Genomic DNA, 20745 nt, shown 5'->3' with positions numbered 1-20745 from the left:
TATAAAATTTTTAATATTATTTAATAAAAATAATTTATAAAATAAAAAATTTTGTTTATATTATTTTTTTTTAAAAAAAATTTTTCGTATTTTTTTTTCAATTTCATTAGATTTAATTATATTTTTTTTTAAAAAATTTATAGCGTTTATTTTTCCTTGTCCAATTTTTTCATTTTTATAACTATACCATGATCCACATTTTTCGATAATTTTATTTTTAACCCCTAAATCTAATAATTCTCCATAAATATTTATTCCTTTTCCATATATAATTTGAAATTCAGCTTGTTTAAAAGGTACAGCAACTTTATTTTTCACAACTTTTACCCTAGTTTCATTACCTATGATTTCATCTCCTTGTTTAATATTACCAATTTTCCTAATATCTAATCTTATAGAAGCATAAAATTTTAATGCATTACCTCCTGTAGTTACTTCAGGATTTCCAAATAAAATTCCAATTTTCATTCTTATTTGATTAATAAAAATTAATAATGTATTCGATTGTTTTAAATTACTTGCTAGTTTACGCATAGCCTGACTCATCATTCTTGCAGCTAATCCTATATGTGAATCTCCTATTTCTCCTTCTATCTCAGCTTTTGGTGTTAAGGCAGCTACAGAATCTACAATAATAACATCTACAACTCCTGATTTTGCTAATGAATCACATAATTCTAAAGCTTGTTCTCCTGTATCAGGTTGTGAACATAATAGTTTATTAATATTAACATTTAATTTTTTAGCATAAATAGGATCTAGTGCATGTTCTGCATCAATAAAAACACATACTTTTCCTAATTTTTGAGCTTGAGCAATAATTTGTAGTGTTAAAGTAGTTTTACCAGATGATTCAGGACCATATATTTCAACTATTCTACCAATAGGTAATCCACCGATACCTAATGCTATATCTAAAGATATAGATCCTGTAGATATAGATTCTATGTCCATAGTTCTATTATCACCTAAACGCATAATAGAACCTTTACCAAACTGGTTTTCTATTTGTATAATAGCATTTTCAATAGCTACTTGTTTTTTTTTTTCTAAATTCATAATTTAGACCTTAAATTATTTAAAATAAATTTAATTTATGATATTTGTAAAATTTTTTTTATTTGTAATATAATTATTAATACAAATTTATTATTAATAATATATTAATATGTCTAAAAAAAATAATTTTTATAAAAAAGCAAATTTTATTTTAAATATACAAAAATTAGAATGTCCAAAAACAATTATGATGATCAAGAAAATTACATTTAATATGAAAAAAAATGAAACTTTATTAATCATTACTGATAATAAACTAGTTAATTTAGATATTAAATATTTTTGTTATTTTATGAAATATATTATTCTCGATAAGAAAATATGTAAAATTCCGTATTTATTTTTAATAAAAAAATTATAAATATTATTTTAATAGATTTTTTTACATAGAATGTATGTAACAATACTAAATTTTTTTTTTCGATATATTATCCAATTTTTTGGTAAAAAAAAATTTTGACTTTTAGATTTATATTGAATAAAAATTTTAGCATTATTTTTTAACCAATTATTTTTTTCCAATAAAATACAAGTTTTGTATAATAAAATATTTTTTTTACAAAAAGGAGGATCAATAAAAACAAGATCATATTTTATAGTTGCCTTTTTTGATAAAAAATTTAAAGTATTTTTGTAAATTAAAAAAATATTTTTTATTTTTAATAAAAAAATATTTTTTTTTATTTGTTTAAAAATTTTTTTATTATTTTCTAATAAAGTTGCTGAATAAGCATTTCTAGATAAAGCTTCAAAACTTAAAATACCAGTTCCTGCATAACAATCTAAACATGTTAACATATGTATGTCATTCATTATCCAATTAAATAAATTATGACGAATAAAACTCATTGTAGGTCTTAATATTTTAGTATTAATTACATTTATTTTTTTACTTTTCCATTTACCTGAAATAATATTAACTTTATTTAAAAAAAAATTTTTTTTCATAATTTATTTAAAAAAGAAAAAATATTAATTACTTTAAAATTTATTTTGATATATTATTTAAATAACAATTTAATTTAATTATATCAAGTATTTTTTGTTATAAAATTTAAAAAAATTTGATAAAATAAAGATGATAAAAAAAGAAAATTTTCTTAAAAATAATCAAAAAAAAGAAATAAGTTTTTTTAGTTATTTTAAAAAAAAAATATTTAAAACAAGTAAAAATATTGGTACAGAAATTATTAATCTTTTTAAAAAAAAATATGTTATTGATAAGAAATTATTTTCTAAATTAAAAGAAACATTAATTATTTCTGATGTAGGTATAAAAACTACTAATAAAATTATTAATTTAACTAAAAAATATGCAAAATTAAATAAATTAGAAAATTCTTCCCAGTTATATAAATATATTAAAACAGAGATGTTAAAAATTTTACTTCCTTCAGAAGTGCCATTAATTATTAGTAATCAAAAAAATCTTTTTATAATATTAATTATTGGTGTAAATGGAGTAGGTAAAACAACAACCATTGGTAAATTAGCATATTTTTTTCGTCAACAAGGAAAATCTGTTTTTTTAGCATCAGGAGATACTTTTAGAGCAGGTGCACATGAACAATTATTATCTTGGAGTAATAAAAGTAATAGTTTTTTTACAGAAAATACAAAAAAAAAAGATAGTTCTGCTATTATTTATGATGCAATATTAAAAGCTAAAAAAAATAAAATTGATATTTTAATTGCAGATACTTCAGGAAGATTACAAAATAATATTTCATTAATGGAAGAATTAAAAAAAATTGTTCGTGTAATAAAAAAAAATAATGGGGTTCTTGATGAAATTATGTTAATTTTAGATGCTAATATTGGACAAAATTCTATTAATCAACTTAAAATATTTAATCGTAATATAGGAGTAACAGGAATTACCATGACTAAAATTGATGGTACTGCAAAAGGTGGTATTATTTTTTCTTTAGCAGACGAATTTAATATTCCAATAAGGTATTTTGGAACTGGAGAAAAAATGACTGATTTATGTTTATTTAATGCAAAAAATTTTATAAATACAATTTTTTCAGAAAATAAATAAATATTAATTTTTTAATTTTTATTAAATTAAAATTAAATTTATTATCTTTTAATTTTTGGAGGATTTAATGTATAAAAATATATTTACCTCTAGATTAAGAACTTCTGTTCCTATGGGGACATTAGATTCTTATATTTATACTACTAATAGTTATCCAATGTTAACCTCTAAAGAAGAAAAAGAATTATCTGAAAAATTATATTATAAAGGAGATCTTAAATCAGCTAAAAAATTAATTTTATCACATTTAAGATTTGTAATTCATGTAGCTAAATATTATTCTGGATATGGTTTACAACAAGCCGATATTATTCAAGAAGGTAATATAGGATTAATGAAAGCTGTACGTAGATTTAATCCTGAAATAGGTGTACGTTTAGTATCTTTTGCTATTCATTGGATAAAAGCTGAAATACATGAATACGTATTACGTAATTGGAAAATAGTAAAAGTAGCAACTACAAAAGCTCAAAGAAAATTATTTTTTAATTTAAGAAAAGCAAAACAAAAATTAGGTTGGTTTAACAAAGATGAAATTAAAATAGTTGCTAAAGAATTAGGAGTATCTATTAAAGATGTTTGTGAAATGGAATCACGTATGTCAGCTCAAGATATAAGTGATAATATTAATTTAAAAGATAATTTTAAAAATAAAAATTTTAATTCACATTTATTTTTTAAAGACCATAATTCTAATTTTGCAAATATAATTGAAAAAGATAATTGGAATAAATATATTTCAAATAAATTATATATAGCTATTTCAAAATTAGATTATCGTAGTCGTAATATAATTAATTTAAGATGGTTAAATAAAAATAAAAAAAAAATTACATTACGTGAACTAGCAGATTATTATGGTATATCAGCTGAACGTATTCGACAGTTAGAAAAAAATGCAATGAAAAAATTACGTTTTGTTATTGAACATTTATTTAAAACATAATTTTTAATGTAATTATATTAATTAATATTTTTTTTACTATTTTTATGTAATAATACTTATTAAATATTAATAGAATATTAAAATTTTATTTAATATAAGGACATAAATAATGGCAGGAAAAAGAGGTATTAATAAAGTAATTATAATTGGTTATTTAGGTAAAGATCCTGAAATACGTTATATGCCTAATGGAAATCCAGTTGTAAATATTATAGTTGCAACTTCAGATAGTTGGAAAGATAAAAATACTGGAGAAAATAAAGAAAAAACTGAATGGCATCGTATAATAATATTTGGGAAATTAGCAGAAATTTCTCATGAGTATTTAAAAAAAGGTTTTCAAGTATATATTGAAGGTTTCTTACAAACTCGTAAATGGCAAAATCAAAATGGACAAGACAATTACATAACTGAAATAATTGTAGGTATAGGTGGTATTATGCAAATATTAGGAAATCCACGACAAAATAATAATAAAATTAATATTTTAAAAAAAGATAAAAATAATAAAGAAATTAAAAATAAATGGAATGAAAAAACAAAAATTTCTGATTTATTAGAAAAAGAAAATAATAACGAATCATTAATTAAAAAAAATGAAAATATTATTGATTTTGATGATGATATTCCTTTTTAATTATTAATAATTAAAATAATTTTTTAGAAAAATTTAAATTTATATTATGTTTTATAATAATAAATCACTTTTAAAACTTAAAAAAAAATTTTCAAAAAAAATACCCTTAATTAAAGGTATAGTAAAAGTATTAGATGAAAAATTAGGAATTCTAGAAACAAAAAAAAATTGTATATATTATATATCTTATATCTATTTAAAATCTTTAATGCTAGAAGATTATATATTAGCTAATATAAAATATGATAATAATAAATTACAAGTTATACCAATTAAATTATTAAAATCAAATATTAGTATTTTTAAAGGAATTATTAAAATAAAAAATAATAATGTTTACATTATTCCAGAAAAAAAAATTTTATATAATAATTTTATTAAATGTATTGTAAAAGATAATATAAAAAATATTTTAAAAAATGGAAATAAAGTAATAGCTAAAATTATTGATCATCCTTTAAAAGGAAATATTATATTTAGAGCAGAAATAAAGGAATTAATTACTAAAGATAATAATTTTTTAATGCCATGGTGGAAAAGATTATTAAACTATAATCTTCCAATTGATGCTCCCAGTGATAATTTATGTAAAAAAATAAAATTTTTAGATAAAAATATTTCTAGAATAGATTTAACTAAATTATGTTTTATTACTATAGATAATAATGATACTAAAGATATAGATGATGCTATATATATAGAAGAAAAATCTTTAAATGAATTATTAGTATATGTAGCTATCGCAGATCCTTCTGCTTATTTTAAAAAAGATAGTCAAATAGATAAAATTGCATCTCAAAGAATGTTTACAAATTATTTACCTGGTTTAACAATACCTTTATTACCAAAATTATTATCAGAAAATTTATGTTCTTTAAATCCTAAAAAAATCAGACCTGCTTTAATTTGTAAAATGATTATTAATCATAAAGGTTTTTTATCTAAAAAAACTAAATTTTTTTTAGGTTGGATAAAATCAAAAGCTAAATTAAATTATAATAATGTTTCAAATTGGTTAGAAAAAATAGGAATTTGGAAACCAGAAAATAATCAAATAAAAGAACAAATTATTTTTTTATATAAATTTTATTTATTTCGTAAAAAATGGAGTTATAAAAATATTGTATATTTTCATAATGTTAATTATAAATTTATTTTTGGAAATAAAGGAAATATACTAAATATAGTAATAGAAAAAAAAAGAATTGCTCATAAAATAATTGAAGAAATTATGATATCAGCTAATATATGTGCTACTGAAGTATTATATAAAAATTTAGGTTTTGGTATATATAATACATATTATGGATTTAATATCAATAAAATTGATAAGATAATAAAATTATTACGCGAATATAATATATATTATGATAAATCTTTTTTAATGACTTTTAAAGGATATAGAACAGTATATAAAAAATTGTATGATTTAAATTTACAATTTATTTTAAATAAAATAAAAAAATATCAATTAATTACTTTATTTAATACTAGTCCTGGTCCTCATTTTGCTTTAGGTTTAAAAAGATATGCTACTTGGACATCGCCTATACGTAAATTTGGAGATATTATAAATCATAGATTAATTAAATCTATTATAAATAAAAAAAATAATATAAATAAACCTTTAAAAGATTCATATTTAAATATGAATTATCAACGTTATTTAAATAAACAAGTAAAAAAAGATTTATTTAATTTTTTATATTCAGAATATTTTAAAAATATAGAAATTCATAATAAAATTTTTAAATCTGAAATTATTGATATTTTATTTATTGGAATAAAAGTAAGATTAATTGAAAATGGAGCTTATGCTTTTATACCTAAAAAATTTTTATATATCAATATAAATAATATGATTATAAATGAAGAAAAAGGAATGATCTTTATTAAAAATAAATTATTATATAAAATTACTGATAAAATTCAAGTTATTATAAAAGAAATAAATAATAATAATATTATTGTTAAAATAATTTAATTTTTAATTTTTTATTGGATAAAATTTACATGACAGTTAAAGGACATATAATATTTACAATAGCTAATAGTATTTTAATACAACATTTTATTTTTTCAAAAATATTATATCATGATGATTGGTGGAGAATTATTCCTATTTCAATAATAACATGTTTATTACCTGATATAGATAATCCTAAATCTACTATTGGAAGTAAAATAAAAATTTTTTCTTATTTAGTAAATCAAATATTTGGTCATAGAGGTTTTACACATAGTTTATTATCTTTGATTAGTTTTGGATTTATTATATTTTCTATTAATTTACAAATAAATAATATTATTTATATAAAATTAGGTTTAATTATAGGTTATCTAAGTCATATTATTGCAGATATATTAACTCCTTTAGGAGTTCCTTTATTATGGCCTTACAAAAAAAAATATAAGTTACCACTTATTAATAAAAATTTTATGAAAGAGGATATTTTTTGTTATTTATATTTGATTTTTTCTTTATATTTATTATATCCTATATGCAATAATATTATAATGAAAATTTTTGTTTAATAAAATATTTATATTATAAATTTATCTTTGATTATTTAAAATTTTATTTTTTTCTTATAAAGAAGAATAGAACATTATGTTACTTAAAAAAAAAATATTAGTTACTTGTGCATTACCATATGCTAATGGGAGTATTCATCTTGGTCATATGTTAGAACATATACAAGCAGATATTTGGGTTCGATATAATCGCATGAATGGTCATGAAATATATTTTATTTGTGCTGATGATGCTCATGGTACTCCTATTATGTTAAAAGCTAAACAACTAAATATTAATCCAGAAAAAATGATTCATAAAATATATGATGAACATGTTTTAGATTTAAAAAATTTTAATATTAGTTATAATGAATATTATACTACACATAGTGATGAAAATTTTTTTTTTTCAAAATTAATTTTTAATCGTTTAAAACAAAAAAAATTTATAAAAAAAAAAATTGTTCAACAACTATATGATTCAACATATAATACATTTCTACCTGATAGGTTTGTTAAAGGACAATGTCCTAATTGTAATTCTATTGATCAATATGGTGATAATTGTGATAATTGTGGATCTACTTATTCATCTATTAATTTAATCAATCCAATTTCTATTTTATCACATACAACTCCTATATTATGTAATTCTAAACATTATTTTTTTGATTTACCCCAATTTAATAATTTTTTAAAAAATTGGATTAATTCTGGTGTTATAAATAAAATAATTAAAAATAAAATAAAAGAATGGTTTATAAAAGGATTAAAATCATGGGATATTACAAGAGATGGTCCATATTTTGGTTTTAAAATTCCCAAATCTATAAATAAATATTTTTATGTATGGTTAGATGCCCCAATTGGTTATATAAGTACTTTTAAACATCTATGTAAAAAAAATAAAAAATTAAATTTTGATGAATGGTGGTCAAAAAATTCGAATACAAAATTATATCATTTTATAGGTAAAGATATAATTTATTTTCATAGTTTATTTTGGCCTGCTATATTAGAGGGAAGTAATTTTAGAAAACCTAATAAATTATTTGTTCATGGACATGTAACATTAAATGGACATAAAATGTCAAAATCTAAAGGTAATTTTATTACAGCAAAAAATTGGTTAAGTATTTTAGATTCTGATAGTTTACGTTATTATTATGCTTCTAAATTATCTTCTAATATTAATGATATTGATTTTAATTTTTTTGATTTTGTGAATAAAATTAATGGAGATATTGTAAATAAAATTATTAATTTAGCGTCAAGAAATGCGTATTTTATTAATAATTATTTTGATAATAATTTGTCTAAAGAAATTGATATATCTTTTTATTTAAAATTTTTAAAAAATTCAGAAATTATTCATGATTATTTAATTAAATGTAAATTTAGTCATGTTATTAAACAAGTTTTAATTTTATCAGATATAGCTAATTGTTATATAGATAAATATAAACCATGGTTACTTATTAAAAGTAATTCTAAAAAAAAAGATGTCCAAGATATTTGTTCTATGGGTATTAATATGTTTCGTATCATAATGACTTATATAAAACCAATTATGCCTATTTTATCTAAAAAAACTGAATTTTTTTTAAAAAAAAAACTATTTTTTCATCAAATAAAATATCCTTTAATTAATAGAAAAATTAATAAATTTAAACCATTATTTAATAGAATAAATATTAAAAATTTTAAACAAATATTAAAAACATAAATTTATATTTTTTTAATTTTAATCTTAAAAAGTAAATTTTATTATTTAATAATTTGACGAGGAACTCTTTGTGATAATGAACACATTAATTCATATCCAGTAGTATTTGCAGATTTTGCTACATTATCTATTTTTATATTATTTCCCCATAATTCTACAGAATTTCCTATTTTTGCTGTAGGAATATTTTTTAAATCTATAGCTAACATATCCATACATATATTACCTAATATTTTTGTTTTAATACCTTTAATAAAAACAAAAGTTTCATTATTGATATTTTTAGGATATCCATCTGCATATCCACATGCAATAATACCTATTTTACGTTTTGTTTTTACAGAATATGTACAATTATAACCTATAGTTTGTCCTGATTTAATTTTTTGAATAGATATTATTTTACTTTTTAAAGTCATTACTGGTTGTATTTTTTTTTTTGATATATCTTTCCAATTCCCAGTAGGGGAAGCTCCATATAAAACGATACCAACTCTTATCCAATCATAATGTGTATATGAATGCCATAATGTAGCTGCGGAATTGGCAAATGAGCAAGTAAAATTACGATAATTATAAATATTTTTTTTTATAATTTTTAATTGTTTAAATACAGAATGAGAATTTTTTGAAGCATCGGCAAAATGAGTCATTAATGTAATATTTTGAATATTAACATTAGCTTTTAAAATATTAATTATATTATTAATATTTTTAGGTAAAAATCCTAATCTATTCATCCCACTATTAATTTTAATATATATATTAAGAGGATAATATGATTTATATTGAATTAATATTTTCATTTGCCATTTATTATGTATTGTAATAGTTAAATAATATTTATAAATTAGATATAAATCTTTCTTACTAAAAAAACCTTCCAATAAAAGAATAGGTTTATTACAACCATTTTTTCTTAAAATTATAGCTTCTTCTAATGTTAGTACAGCAAAACCATCACTTTTTTTAAGAATTGGAAAAATATTTTTAATACCATGACCATAAGCATTTGCTTTTAATACAGACCAAATTTTTGATTTACCTACAATATTTTTTATTATTTTGAAATTATTTTTTAATGCATTACTATTTATAGTAGCTAAGATAGGTCTTGTTGTCATAAATTATGTCTCTAAAAATTATTAAAAATATGTTATATATTTATATTAAAAATAAATTATATTAATTTATTTTTTACATAAAGTTATTAATATATGTTATTTTTAAAAAAATTTAAATTATATAATATTTTTTATATTTTAATTTAAATTAATATTTAATTTTAAAAAAGTTTATTATATAATTATTATAATAAAACTGTAATATTTTTTATAAAGGATTTTAATAATGATTACTAGTAAATTTGGTCTTGGCCAGCAAGTAAGACATAAATTATTAGGTTTTTTAGGAGTTATAGTCGATGTTGATCCGGAATATTCTTTACATAATCCTAAACTTGATGAAGTTGCAGAAAGTATCACATTACGTAATAAACCATGGTATCATGTAGTTATGGAGGATGATACAGGACAACCTATACATACTTATTTAGCTGAAGCTCAATTATCAGGAGAACCAGTAGATAATGAGCATCCAGAAAATTCATCATTAGATGAATTAGCTAATTCAATAAAAAAACAATTAGTAACACCTAGATTAAGAAATTAATATAAATTACTATATAATTTAAAGTTATTAAATTATCTATTTTATTAGATAAATAGATTTATTATTTATTATAAAATTTATTGATTTTTTAATATGATACACAATTTTTTTTTTACCCATTAAATAAATAACATTATTAATAGGTGGAGTATTTTCTAATCCAGTAATAGCTAAACGTAAAACCATTGCTAATTTTTGAAAAATAATATTTAATTTAAATGAAATTTTTTTTAAAAAAATATTTATATTATCTATAGACCATATTTTAATATTATTTAATTTTTTTAAAAATGTTTCTAAAATTATTTTAGTTTTAAAATTTAAGTATTTTTTTATTAAATTATTATTTTGATAATTTGGACATTTATAAAAAATATAACATAAATTATTTATTTCATTTAATGTATTACATCTATTAGGAAAAATTTTATATAAATTTTCTATTTTTGGACCATTATTAATATTTATATTACGTTTTTTACAAAATAATTTTAGATAATTTATCATATTTTTTTTAGATAATTTACTTAAATAATATTTATTAAACCAATTTAATTTTTTTATATTAAAAATACTAGATGATTTATTAAGATTTTTTAAATTAAATAATTTTTTCATTTCTTCTAATGAAAAAATTTCTTTATTTCCATAAGACCAACCTAATAGTAAAATATAATTTAATAAAGCATCTGGTAAATATCCTTTTTCTTTATATTTAAAAATATTTATATTATTATCTCTTTTAGAAATTTTTTTTCCTAAATCATCAGTAATTATAGAAACATGAGTATATATTGGTATATGAGCTCCAATAGAATTAATAATATGAATTTGTTTCGGAGTATTATTAATATGTTCTTCTCCTCTAATAATATGGGTAATTTTCATATCCCAATCATCTATAACAACACAAAAATTATAAGTTGGGGTTCCATCTGTTCTTTTAATAATAAAATCTTCTAATTCATTATTATGAAATGTTATTTTACCTCTTACTGTATCTGTAAATGTTATATATTTGTTATTAGGTATAAAAAATCTTACTGTATAAGGTTTATTTTTATTTTTTTCTATATTCTTTATGTTATTATAACATTTTCTATTATATTTTATTTTTTCTCCATTTATAATTTGTTTTTCTTTATTTTTTTTTAAATGTTTTTTAGTACAATAACATTTATAAGCAGTCCCATTTTTTAACATATTATTAATAATGTCATTATATCTATTTATTCTTTTACTTTGAAAATATGGTTCTTCATCCCAATCAATATTTAACCATTGTAAAATTTTAAAAATATCTTTAACAAAAGAATTTTTTGATCTTTTAAAATCAGTATTTTCAATACGTAATATAAAATTACCTTTATTTTTTCTAGCAAATAACCATGAATATAAAGCAGTACGAATATTACCTATATGTAAATAACCAGTTGGACTTGGTGCAAATCTTGTTTTAATTTTCATTATATTTATATTTTTATAATTTATATATATTAATACTATTATATTAGTATATAATAATAATTATATTTTTATTTTAAATATTTTTTAAAAATATATTGACATTTTTATATTAATAAATATAGCATATAGGAACTGTTTTTTTGGGTGATTAGCTCAGTTGGTAGAGTACCTCCCCTACAAGGAGGGGGTCGCCGGTTCAAATCCGTCATCACCCATTAAATAATAATTTAATAAAATATTTTTTTGGGTCGTTAGCTCAGTTGGTAGAGCAGTTGACTTTTAATCAATTGGTCACAGGTTCAAATCCTGTACGACCCAAAATAAATAAAAATATTTCATATTAAGTTTATAGATATTAAAGTGATAATTAAAATTTATTAATAATATTATGACGTATTTTTATAAAAAAAATTATCTCAGTATATAATGAATTAAATATTAATTAAAAAATATGAAAGTATTATGTTTTTCTTATACTTAACAAGTATATATAATTTTAAAAATTTTAATTATTTAAAAAATTATGATTACTTAAGGTTAAGAAAAAATAATTCTACAGAAAATACAGTACAAGATGTTATTTTATTATTAGAAAATAGTTTTTTAGTATGTGTTCTTATAAGCAGTGATATATTTGCTATTTATTTAATTATTATAATATTATTAAAACCAAGAGATTTAATTATTTATTCTAATAATTGTTGTAGTGGTAGTGGTAGTTATAGATAATTTATAAGTTTTACAGAAAAAAAATATATAAAATTATATTTATAATTATATATGATAAAAAAAATTTTAACTATTTTAAAATATAAACTAAAATTATTTTTTATAAAAACACCTAGTAATTTATTACTAAATGTAATTAATATTTTAAGTTATTGTAATAAAATTAAAAAAAATAATGTAATAATTATTATTAATAACATATATACTTAGTATATTATTACAAAATTTATTAGATTTAATTATTTATTATTGTACTAAATAAACATTTAAATAAATATTTTGATATTATTTTAGAAACTATTATTTAAAAAATATAAATATCATAAATAAATTATTATGGAGAGATAATATAAATAATATAGGCATAACTAATTCTATATTTGATATTTATTTTTTGTTAAAAGCTATCAAAATTTTATGTTTTAGATTAAAATTAGCTCAAAATATACTTATTATAATTAAATATTTAAAATTACAAAAAATAGTTAAAAAAATATATCATTTTTTACTTAAAAATAATATTGGACATAAAATTACGAAGGACAAAACAAAAAGATTTAGAACTATATTTAACTTTGAATATAATGATTCTAAAAAAATGTTAAAATTTTTTTTAAATTCATTAAAATTATTTACTTTAGTTAAATTTTTTAGATGATATTAAAATTATTATTTTTTATTCAGCTACAATGACTTATGAATATATAACAAAATTTTAAATGGCAAATGAAGGAATTTCTAATTTATTATTGCGTATATCAGTTGGAATTAAAGATTCAAAAAATCCTATAGAAGATTTAAATATTTTAATTAAGTCAAAACGTTATACATAAAAAATATTATTAATAAATTAAAATAACTTGCGCTCTACAGGATTCGAACCTGTGACAAATAGCTTAGAAGGCTATTGCTCTATCCTGCTGAGCTAAGAGCGCAAAAAATTATTAATTCATAATAACATTATTATGTTGTACATTCAAATTAATTAAAATAAATTTATTTAATAATTTTATTATAAAATGAGTAATATTAAAATGAATGCTATAATTATTAATGGCCATATTATTGCTAATAAAATATATTCAAAAATTATTAAAAAAATGAATAATATTTTGTTTAAAAAAAAAAGAAGACCAGGTATAGGAATAATTTTAATTGGTGATAATCAAGCATCTAAAATTTACATAAAAAATAAATTAAAAATGTGTAAAAAATTAGGTTTTTTTTATTATAATTATCATTTAAAAAAAAATATTAGCGAAAAAAAATTATTTAATATTATTGATTTTTTAAATAAAAATCAAAATATTGATGGAATTTTAATTCAATTACCATTACCTAATAAAATTAATACTATTAATATATTAGAAAGAATACTTCCAAAAAAAGATATAGATGGTTTTCATCCATATAATATTGGACGTTTATGTCAAAGAGCTCCTTTATTACGTCCTTGTACTTCTTTAGGAATATTAAAATTATTAAAATTTTATAATATAAATACTTATGGTTTAAATACAGTAATTATAGGGGCTTCTAACCTAGTAGGTCGTCCAATAGCTATGGAATTATTATTATCTGGATGCACTGTAACTATTACACACCGTTATACAAAAAATTTAAAACATCATATAAAATATGCAGATTTATTAATAGTTGCTGTTGGTAAACCTAATTTTATACCAGGTGATTGGATTAAATTAGGAGCTATCGTAATAGACGTAGGTATTAATATAATTAATAAAAATAAAATTATAGGTGATATTGATTTTAATATAGCTAAAAAAAAAGCATCATATATTACTCCTGTACCAGGAGGTATAGGACCTATTACAGTAGCAACACTAATGCAAAATATTTTATATGCATATGAAAAAACATAATTTTTCTTATTATAAATAAGTTAAGATTATGTTTTTATTTAAATATATAAATAAAGTTAATTATTAAGCCGGATTCAGTCAAGAACAGTCATTTATCTAGAATAATAATCACTTATTATTTCAAGCAGCCCACCCAGATTTATAGTACGGGTATCATACAAATCTTATTTAGCCTTGCTCCTAGTGGAGTTTACATTGACATATATTATTACTAATATATCGGTATGCTTTTACCATACCTTTTCACCCTTACCAAAATATATTTTTGGCGGTATTTTTTCTGTTGCACTATTCGTAAGTTTACACTTCCCAGTAATTATCTGGCACTATAACCCAATGGAGTCCGGACTTTCCTCTTTTATTTAATTAATAATTAATAAAAGCGACTGTTTTAATTAACTTTACAAAATATAGTATATATTATATATTTTAACATTAACATTTATTTTTTATATAAAATTTATATAATATATTTTTTTTAATAGAATAAATTTTTGAAGTAATATTTATTGCTTTTTTTGTTGATAATTCTTTTTTTAAAATTAAAAATGTTCGAATTATTTTTGAAGAAATTTTATTATTGATTTTAGGATTATATCCATCTATAATTAATACTATTTCTCCTTTTAATCTATTAAGATCTAATTTTATCCATTTTATTAAATTTGAAATTTTATCACCATATATATTTTCCCATTTTTTTGTTAATTCTTTAGCAAAGACTATATATCTATTTTTTCCAAAAATTTTTTCTATATCATACAAACATTTTAATAATCTATGTTTAGATTCATAAATAATTAAAGTTCTATTCTCAAATTTTAATTCATTTAATCTTTTTATTCTTTTTCCTTTTTTTTTGGATAAAAACCCCTCATAACAAAATCTATTTGTTGCTAATCCTGAAACTGAAAGAGCTAAAATAGCTGCACATGCTCCAGGAATAGGTATAATTTTAATATTTAAATATTTTTGACGACATAATTGAATAATTTTATATCCAGGATCACTTATTAATGGAGTTCCAGAATCTGAAACTAATCCTATATTATAACCTTTTTCTATTTTTTCTAAAAAATATTTTGCATTTTTTTTTTCATTATATTCATAATAAGAATATAATTTATTTTTAATATTAAATTTTTTTAATAATAATCCTGTTTTTCTTGTATCTTCTGCTAAAATTAAATCTACTTTATTTAAAGTTATTATAGCTCGATTACTTATATCATTATAATTACCTATTGGAGTTGAAATAATATATAAATTACCTATTTTTAAATTATTATTATTCATATTTTTAATAATTAATTTTTTAAAATATTTACTTTAAATTTTTGACTAAATGTATTATTATACACAAGATAATAAATAATTACAGATATAAAATGGAGGAATGGCCGAGTGGTTGAAGGCACCGGTCTTGAAAACCGGAAGTAGATAAACTATTCGAGAGTTCGAATCTCTCTTCCTCCTTAATTTACCAGTAATAAATAATAATATAATAAATATATTTAAGTAAAATTAAATATGGTAAAAAAATGTTTATTTTTAATGAAGTAAAACAAGTAAAAAGTAAATACGATTTATGGAATAAAGATTTAGCTATTAAAATCGCTTTTAAAGAAAAAATAGTATTGACTTCTAATCATTGGAAAGTTATATATACATTACGTTCGTTATATTTAAAATTTAATATAATTCCTAATTTACGTATTTTAATAAATGTATTAAAAAAAAAATATACATGTACAAATTGGGATAGTGTAGTTCTTTTTAAATTATTTCCTAAAGGATCTATAAAACAAGCATCAAATATTGCAGGATTACCACAAAAAAATATTTGTTTATAAAAAAACAAATATTTTTTATATGTGTGTATCAAATATATTTTATTTTTTAAAAAAATATTTAAATATACAATAAATTTTTTTAGAAAGAAAATAAATAATAACCCAAATAAAACTATTTAAAATACTTCGTGAAAATAAATTTTGATAAGTAAATTCAATGTTATTTACAGAATAAATAATTATATTAAAAATATATAAAATACATGTTATAAATAATATTTTATATATTATATTAAATTTTATAATTAATTTGTAATTAGATAATAAAAAATATGTTAATATACTTAGTAATAAACTATGAACACCCAAAATACTATTTGTAAATAAATCTATAGATAATCCTATAAAGAAACTTGTTATTATATTAATAATATAAGGATATTTTAATAACCAATAAATTAAAATAAGTAACAACCATGATATATGTAAATTACTATTACTACTTTTAGTAAGTATTATTTGTAAAAATAATGATATTATTAATGTTAAATAAATGTATAATTTTAAAAAATAATTTTTCATGTTTTTTTTTTAATTAATCAATAATAATAAATATTTTATTTTTTCAATTTGCATAAATGGTTTTGCATACGCTATTTTTAAATTTTTTTCTTTATCAAATTTTATTTTTGTTATTACCCCTATGGGGTAACCTACAGGATATTCTTCATCTAATCCAGAAGTAATCAAAATATTTCCTTTATTAATCATTATATCTGGTGAAATATATTCAGATTTAAGTTCTTTTGTACATCCGTTTCCATTAATTATAAATTTAATATTACTATTTTTGATTTGTACTGGTATAAAAACATTTTTATTACAAATTAATAAAACTTGACTGTTTTTTTTTTTAACAGTTATTATTTGACCTATTATACCATTTTCATTAAGAACAATTGTTCCTTTTTTCACGTTATCTTTATAACCTTTATTAATAAAAATTTTATTTTTATAAATAGGAAAATAAATAGGTATTATTTCTGCTATTATATTTTTTTTTTTTTTAAAAATTGGTAATTTTAAAATTTTTTTTAAATTAATATTTTCATACTGAATTTTTTTTAAATTATATAATTTTATATTTTGTTGTAATATTTTATAAAATAAATATTTATTTTGTTTTTGTAATAAATTATTTTTCTTAAAATAATCTAATATACTTATATATAAATAGTATGGTTTATTTATTATAAAGTAAATAGGACTGATTTTATTATCAATAAAATGTCTTATTTTTACAAAATAATTAGAATATATATCTGTAATAATAATTATTACTGAAATTATTATAGCTATAATAATTCTAATGAGAAAAATGGGCTTTTTATTAAAAATTAATTTCATAAATATATCATCTTAAAAATTATAATTATTCTTCACTAAATAAATCTCCTCCATGTGTATCAATCATGTCTAAAGCTTTTCCTCCACCTCTTGCTACACAAGTTAAAGGATCATCTGCAATAGAAACTGTTATTCCTGTTTCTTCTATTAGTAATTTATCAAAATTTTTTAATAAAGCACCTCCACCAGTTAAAACCATACCTCTTTCTGCAATATCAGCAGCTAATTCAGGAGGACATTGTTCTAACGCAATCATTACTGCACTAACTATTCCAGTTAAAGGTTCTTGAAGGGCTCCTAATATTTCATTAGAATTTAATGTAAAACTTCTTGGAACTCCTTCAGCTAAATTTCTTCCTCTTACTTCTATTTCTAATATTTCTTCATTATTATAAGCAGAACCTATTTGATGTTTAATTTTTTCAGCTGTAGCTTCTCCAATTAAAGATCCATAATTACGTCTTACATGGCTAATAATAGCTTCGTCAAATTTATCTCCTCCTATTCTTACAGAAGAGGAATATACTACTCCATTAAGAGAAATAACGGCTACTTCAGTTGTACCTCCTCCTATGTCTATAACCATAGATCCTGTTGCTTCAGAAACAGGTAAACCAGCTCCAATAGCTGCTGCCATTGGTTCTTCTATTAAAAAAACTTCTCTTGCACCTGCTCCTTGAGCTGATTCACGAATAGCTCTTCTTTCAACTTGAGTAGCTCCTACAGGAACACATACTAATACTCTAGGACTAGGACGCATAAAACTATTACTATGTACTTGTTTAATAAAATGTTGTAACATTTTTTCAGTAATAGAAAAATCTGCTATAACACCGTCTTTCATTGGTCTAATAGCTGCAATATTTCCAGGAGTTCTTCCTAACATCTTTTTAGCATTATAACCTACAGCTGCTACACTTTTAGGAAAACCTGCTCTATCTTGTCGAATTGCAACAACAGAAGGTTCATTAAGAACAATTCCTTGTCCTTTAACATAAATTAAAGTATTTGCTGTTCCTAAATCTATAGATAAATCATTAGAAAACATTCCCCGAAATTTTTTTAACATAATAAAAAAACCCGATTTATATTTGATAATTATTTTAATTAAATAAAATTTATTATATTAATTAGTAAAGTAAATAATAACATTATATTTAAAATAAATATAATGTTATTTATTTAAATTTCTTTACTTTATAAATAAAAAAAGTAATGATATATAACTTATGTTAAAATAATTTTTTAATTAATTATATAAAAATACAATGGGAAAAAAAGAAAATTATCATATTTTAGTACTAAATGGTCCAAATTTAAATATTTTAGGTATTAGAGAACCAGAAAAATATGGGTATCATTCTTTAAATGAAATTATTGAAATTTTAACTAAAGAAGCAAAAAAAAAATGTTGTAAATTAAGTCATTTTCAATCTAATGCAGAATATAAATTAATTAATTATTTAATAACATATAAAAATTATTTTGATTATATTATTTTTAATCCAGCATCTTTTACACATACTAGTATAGCTTTACGTGATACTTTATTAGCAATAAATATTCCTTTTATAGAATTACATATTACAAATATATATAATAGAGAATCTTTTAGAAAAAAATCATTTTTTTCAGATATTTCTAGTGGAATTATTATTGGATTAGGTACTGATGGATATATTTTATCATTAAAAATTATTTTAAAAAGATTATTCAGTTAATTTTTATTTTTTTTTAAAAAAAAAAGATGGATTAACTTCACCGTAACTATTTATAATTTTTACTTCTGGTTCTAACCAAACACCAAATTTAATTCCTACAGTATTATATATTTTAATAGCTAATTTAAGTACATCCATACCTGTTGCATTATTGGATTTATTTAAAATTATTAATGATTGTTTTGAATAAACCATAACTCCTTTTTGGGTATATCCTTTAAATTTACATTGGTTAATTAACCATCCTGCAGATAATTTTAATTTATTATTTTCTATAAAGATAGGAATTTGAGGATAAATTTTTAATAATTTTAATCCTATTTTAAAGGATATAAATGGATTTTTAAAAAAACTTCCTGCATTACCATAAATTTTAGGATTAGGAATTTTTTTTTTTCTAATATCACAAATATAATTAAAAATTTGTTGGGGAGTAATATTAATATTATTTCTTAATTTTTTTAAATCTTTATAATTTAAATTTGGAATCCATTTTTTAGATAATGATAATCCTATTGAAATAATAACATAATTTTTGTAATCATCATACTTAAAAATACTATCTCGATATTTAAATTTACATTCTTTTTTATTTATTCTTTGTATTTTTTGATTAATAGGATTTATGATATCTACATATTGACAAAAATTTTTTATGCTAGAACCATAAGCACCAATATTTTGTATGGGAGCAGAACCTACGCTTCCAGGGATTAATGCTAAGTTTTCTAAACCATAAATTTTATTTTTGATAGTATATTTAACTAATTTATGCCAATTTTCACCAGAATTTATATGTAAATTCCAATATTTTGATGATTCATTTATATAAATACCTTTAATTTTATTAATAATAACAAGACCATAAAAATCATTTAAAAATAAAACATTACTTCCTTTTCCTAAAATTAAACATGGTAATTTTTTTTTTTTGTATTTTTGCCATATTTGACATAATTGTTTTAAATTTTTAACTTTTGTCACTTTAATTGCATTACTTTTTATATTAAAAGTATTTAATTTATTTAATGAATAATTACAGATCATTTTTTATTGTTTATATTTAATAAAATTATCCTGGTATTTACCTACTCTTACATGAGGAAACCTCATACTACCATCGGCACTACAATGTTTCACTTCTG

General features: G+C 19.4%; 23 protein-coding genes, 4 tRNA genes and 1 other RNA gene. 17 read left to right on the top strand and 11 right to left on the bottom strand.

Annotated elements, in window-relative coordinates; translation table 11 throughout:
• Positions 1-60 precede the first annotated feature (60 nt).
• Positions 61-1059, bottom strand: a complete 999-nt coding sequence (gene recA, locus GJT92_RS00160; RefSeq protein WP_168919498.1) for a recombinase RecA — start codon at positions 1057-1059, stop codon at positions 61-63.
• Between the two features lie 109 nt (positions 1060-1168).
• Here recA and GJT92_RS00155 point away from each other — a divergent pair, with 109 nt between their 5' ends.
• A complete protein-coding gene (locus GJT92_RS00155; protein WP_168919497.1) occupies positions 1169-1420 on the top strand; it encodes a sulfurtransferase TusA family protein in 252 nt (83 codons plus the stop codon).
• An 8-nt stretch (positions 1421-1428) separates the two neighbouring features.
• Here the strand turns inward: GJT92_RS00155 and rsmD are convergent, their stop codons facing one another.
• Positions 1429-2007, bottom strand: a complete 579-nt coding sequence (rsmD, locus tag GJT92_RS00150) for a 16S rRNA (guanine(966)-N(2))-methyltransferase RsmD (protein ID WP_168919496.1) — start codon at positions 2005-2007, stop codon at positions 1429-1431.
• Between the two features lie 130 nt (positions 2008-2137).
• Here rsmD and ftsY point away from each other — a divergent pair, with 130 nt between their 5' ends.
• The 6 genes from ftsY (at position 2138) to metG (ending at position 8929) form a co-directional block, all read left to right on the top strand.
• Positions 2138-3103, top strand: coding sequence for a signal recognition particle-docking protein FtsY (gene ftsY, locus GJT92_RS00145; RefSeq protein ID WP_168919495.1), 966 nt, complete (start codon positions 2138-2140; stop codon positions 3101-3103).
• Positions 3104-3170: 67 nt separating this feature from the next.
• Positions 3171-4049, top strand: a complete 879-nt coding sequence (gene rpoH / locus GJT92_RS00140; protein ID WP_168919494.1) for an RNA polymerase sigma factor RpoH — start codon at positions 3171-3173, stop codon at positions 4047-4049.
• Positions 4050-4158: 109 nt separating this feature from the next.
• On the top strand, positions 4159-4686 hold the full coding sequence (gene ssb / locus GJT92_RS00135; protein ID WP_168919493.1) for a single-stranded DNA-binding protein: 528 nt from the start codon (positions 4159-4161) through the stop codon (positions 4684-4686).
• A gap of 46 nt (positions 4687-4732) precedes the next feature.
• A complete protein-coding gene (locus tag GJT92_RS00130; protein WP_168919492.1) occupies positions 4733-6670 on the top strand; it encodes an exoribonuclease II in 1938 nt (645 codons plus the stop codon).
• A gap of 29 nt (positions 6671-6699) precedes the next feature.
• Positions 6700-7221 carry a metal-dependent hydrolase gene (locus GJT92_RS00125; protein ID WP_168919491.1) on the top strand — a complete coding sequence of 174 codons (522 nt, stop codon included), beginning with the start codon at positions 6700-6702 and terminating at the stop codon, positions 7219-7221.
• Between the two features lie 76 nt (positions 7222-7297).
• Positions 7298-8929, top strand: coding sequence for a methionine--tRNA ligase (metG, locus tag GJT92_RS00120; RefSeq protein WP_168919490.1), 1632 nt, complete (start codon positions 7298-7300; stop codon positions 8927-8929).
• Positions 8930-8970: 41 nt separating this feature from the next.
• Here metG and alr read toward each other — a convergent pair whose 3' ends face one another.
• Positions 8971-10053 (bottom strand): alanine racemase, encoded by a 1083-nt coding sequence (gene alr / locus GJT92_RS00115; protein ID WP_168919489.1) that lies wholly within the window; start codon positions 10051-10053, stop codon positions 8971-8973.
• A gap of 226 nt (positions 10054-10279) precedes the next feature.
• Between alr and hspQ the strand changes: the two genes are divergently transcribed.
• On the top strand, positions 10280-10600 hold the full coding sequence (hspQ, locus tag GJT92_RS00110; RefSeq protein WP_168919488.1) for a heat shock protein HspQ: 321 nt from the start codon (positions 10280-10282) through the stop codon (positions 10598-10600).
• A 36-nt stretch (positions 10601-10636) separates the two neighbouring features.
• Here hspQ and gltX read toward each other — a convergent pair whose 3' ends face one another.
• Complete coding sequence (gltX, locus tag GJT92_RS00105) at positions 10637-12067, bottom strand: glutamate--tRNA ligase (RefSeq protein ID WP_168919487.1); 1431 nt, start codon at positions 12065-12067, stop codon at positions 10637-10639.
• A 142-nt stretch (positions 12068-12209) separates the two neighbouring features.
• Between gltX and GJT92_RS00100 the strand changes: the two genes are divergently transcribed.
• The 5 genes from GJT92_RS00100 (at position 12210) to GJT92_RS00080 (ending at position 13454) form a co-directional block, all read left to right on the top strand.
• Positions 12210-12282 (top strand) — tRNA-Val (locus GJT92_RS00100).
• 30 nt (positions 12283-12312) lie between these two features.
• A tRNA-Lys gene (locus GJT92_RS00095) sits at positions 12313-12385 on the top strand.
• A gap of 144 nt (positions 12386-12529) precedes the next feature.
• Positions 12530-12796: a PLP-dependent aminotransferase family protein gene (locus GJT92_RS02270; protein WP_168919486.1), complete on the top strand. Its 267-nt coding sequence runs from the start codon at positions 12530-12532 to the stop codon at positions 12794-12796.
• A gap of 51 nt (positions 12797-12847) precedes the next feature.
• Positions 12848-13006 carry a PLP-dependent transferase gene (locus tag GJT92_RS02265; RefSeq protein ID WP_168919485.1) on the top strand — a complete coding sequence of 53 codons (159 nt, stop codon included), beginning with the start codon at positions 12848-12850 and terminating at the stop codon, positions 13004-13006.
• Positions 13007-13109: 103 nt separating this feature from the next.
• Positions 13110-13454 (top strand): PLP-dependent transferase, encoded by a 345-nt coding sequence (locus GJT92_RS00080; RefSeq protein ID WP_168919857.1) that lies wholly within the window; start codon positions 13110-13112, stop codon positions 13452-13454.
• A gap of 203 nt (positions 13455-13657) precedes the next feature.
• On the opposite strand, the gene GJT92_RS00075 is transcribed toward GJT92_RS00080, so the two are convergent.
• Positions 13658-13731, bottom strand: a tRNA-Arg gene (locus GJT92_RS00075).
• A gap of 99 nt (positions 13732-13830) precedes the next feature.
• Between GJT92_RS00075 and folD the strand changes: the two genes are divergently transcribed.
• Positions 13831-14679, top strand: a complete 849-nt coding sequence (gene folD / locus GJT92_RS00070) for a bifunctional methylenetetrahydrofolate dehydrogenase/methenyltetrahydrofolate cyclohydrolase FolD (protein WP_168919484.1) — start codon at positions 13831-13833, stop codon at positions 14677-14679.
• Between the two features lie 48 nt (positions 14680-14727).
• Here folD and rnpB read toward each other — a convergent pair.
• Positions 14728-15082, bottom strand: an RNA gene (rnpB, locus tag GJT92_RS00065) — RNase P RNA component class A.
• Between the two features lie 32 nt (positions 15083-15114).
• A complete protein-coding gene (gene rsmI, locus GJT92_RS00060; protein WP_168919483.1) occupies positions 15115-15975 on the bottom strand; it encodes a 16S rRNA (cytidine(1402)-2'-O)-methyltransferase in 861 nt (286 codons plus the stop codon).
• Between the two features lie 94 nt (positions 15976-16069).
• Between rsmI and GJT92_RS00055 the strand changes: the two genes are divergently transcribed.
• Together GJT92_RS00055 and GJT92_RS00050 are read left to right on the top strand one after the other, a co-directional pair.
• A tRNA-Ser gene (locus GJT92_RS00055) sits at positions 16070-16155 on the top strand.
• Positions 16156-16220: 65 nt separating this feature from the next.
• Positions 16221-16532, top strand: coding sequence for a TusE/DsrC/DsvC family sulfur relay protein (locus GJT92_RS00050; protein ID WP_168919482.1), 312 nt, complete (start codon positions 16221-16223; stop codon positions 16530-16532).
• Positions 16533-16571: 39 nt separating this feature from the next.
• On the opposite strand, the gene mreD is transcribed toward GJT92_RS00050, so the two are convergent.
• From mreD to GJT92_RS00035, 3 genes are read right to left on the bottom strand one after another with little or no spacing between them, the layout of a single operon-like run.
• Positions 16572-17054 carry a rod shape-determining protein MreD gene (gene mreD, locus GJT92_RS00045; RefSeq protein WP_168919481.1) on the bottom strand — a complete coding sequence of 161 codons (483 nt, stop codon included), beginning with the start codon at positions 17052-17054 and terminating at the stop codon, positions 16572-16574.
• A 9-nt stretch (positions 17055-17063) separates the two neighbouring features.
• Positions 17064-17879 (bottom strand): rod shape-determining protein MreC, encoded by an 816-nt coding sequence (gene mreC, locus GJT92_RS00040; protein ID WP_168919480.1) that lies wholly within the window; start codon positions 17877-17879, stop codon positions 17064-17066.
• Between the two features lie 25 nt (positions 17880-17904).
• Positions 17905-18948: a rod shape-determining protein gene (locus tag GJT92_RS00035; protein ID WP_168919479.1), complete on the bottom strand. Its 1044-nt coding sequence runs from the start codon at positions 18946-18948 to the stop codon at positions 17905-17907.
• A gap of 199 nt (positions 18949-19147) precedes the next feature.
• On the opposite strand from GJT92_RS00035, the gene aroQ reads away from it, so the two are divergent.
• On the top strand, positions 19148-19600 hold the full coding sequence (gene aroQ, locus GJT92_RS00030; protein ID WP_168919478.1) for a type II 3-dehydroquinate dehydratase: 453 nt from the start codon (positions 19148-19150) through the stop codon (positions 19598-19600).
• A 3-nt stretch (positions 19601-19603) separates the two neighbouring features.
• Here the strand turns inward: aroQ and murB are convergent, their stop codons facing one another.
• A complete protein-coding gene (murB, locus tag GJT92_RS00025; protein ID WP_168919477.1) occupies positions 19604-20647 on the bottom strand; it encodes a UDP-N-acetylmuramate dehydrogenase in 1044 nt (347 codons plus the stop codon).
• Positions 20648-20745 lie beyond the last annotated feature (98 nt).

Source organism: Enterobacteriaceae endosymbiont of Donacia clavipes, assembly GCF_012570365.1.
In the GTDB taxonomy this organism is placed as follows: Bacteria; Pseudomonadota; Gammaproteobacteria; order Enterobacterales; family Enterobacteriaceae.
The sequence above is the reverse complement of the archived record's forward strand: the minus strand, read 5'-3'. Positions and strand labels throughout refer to the sequence as shown.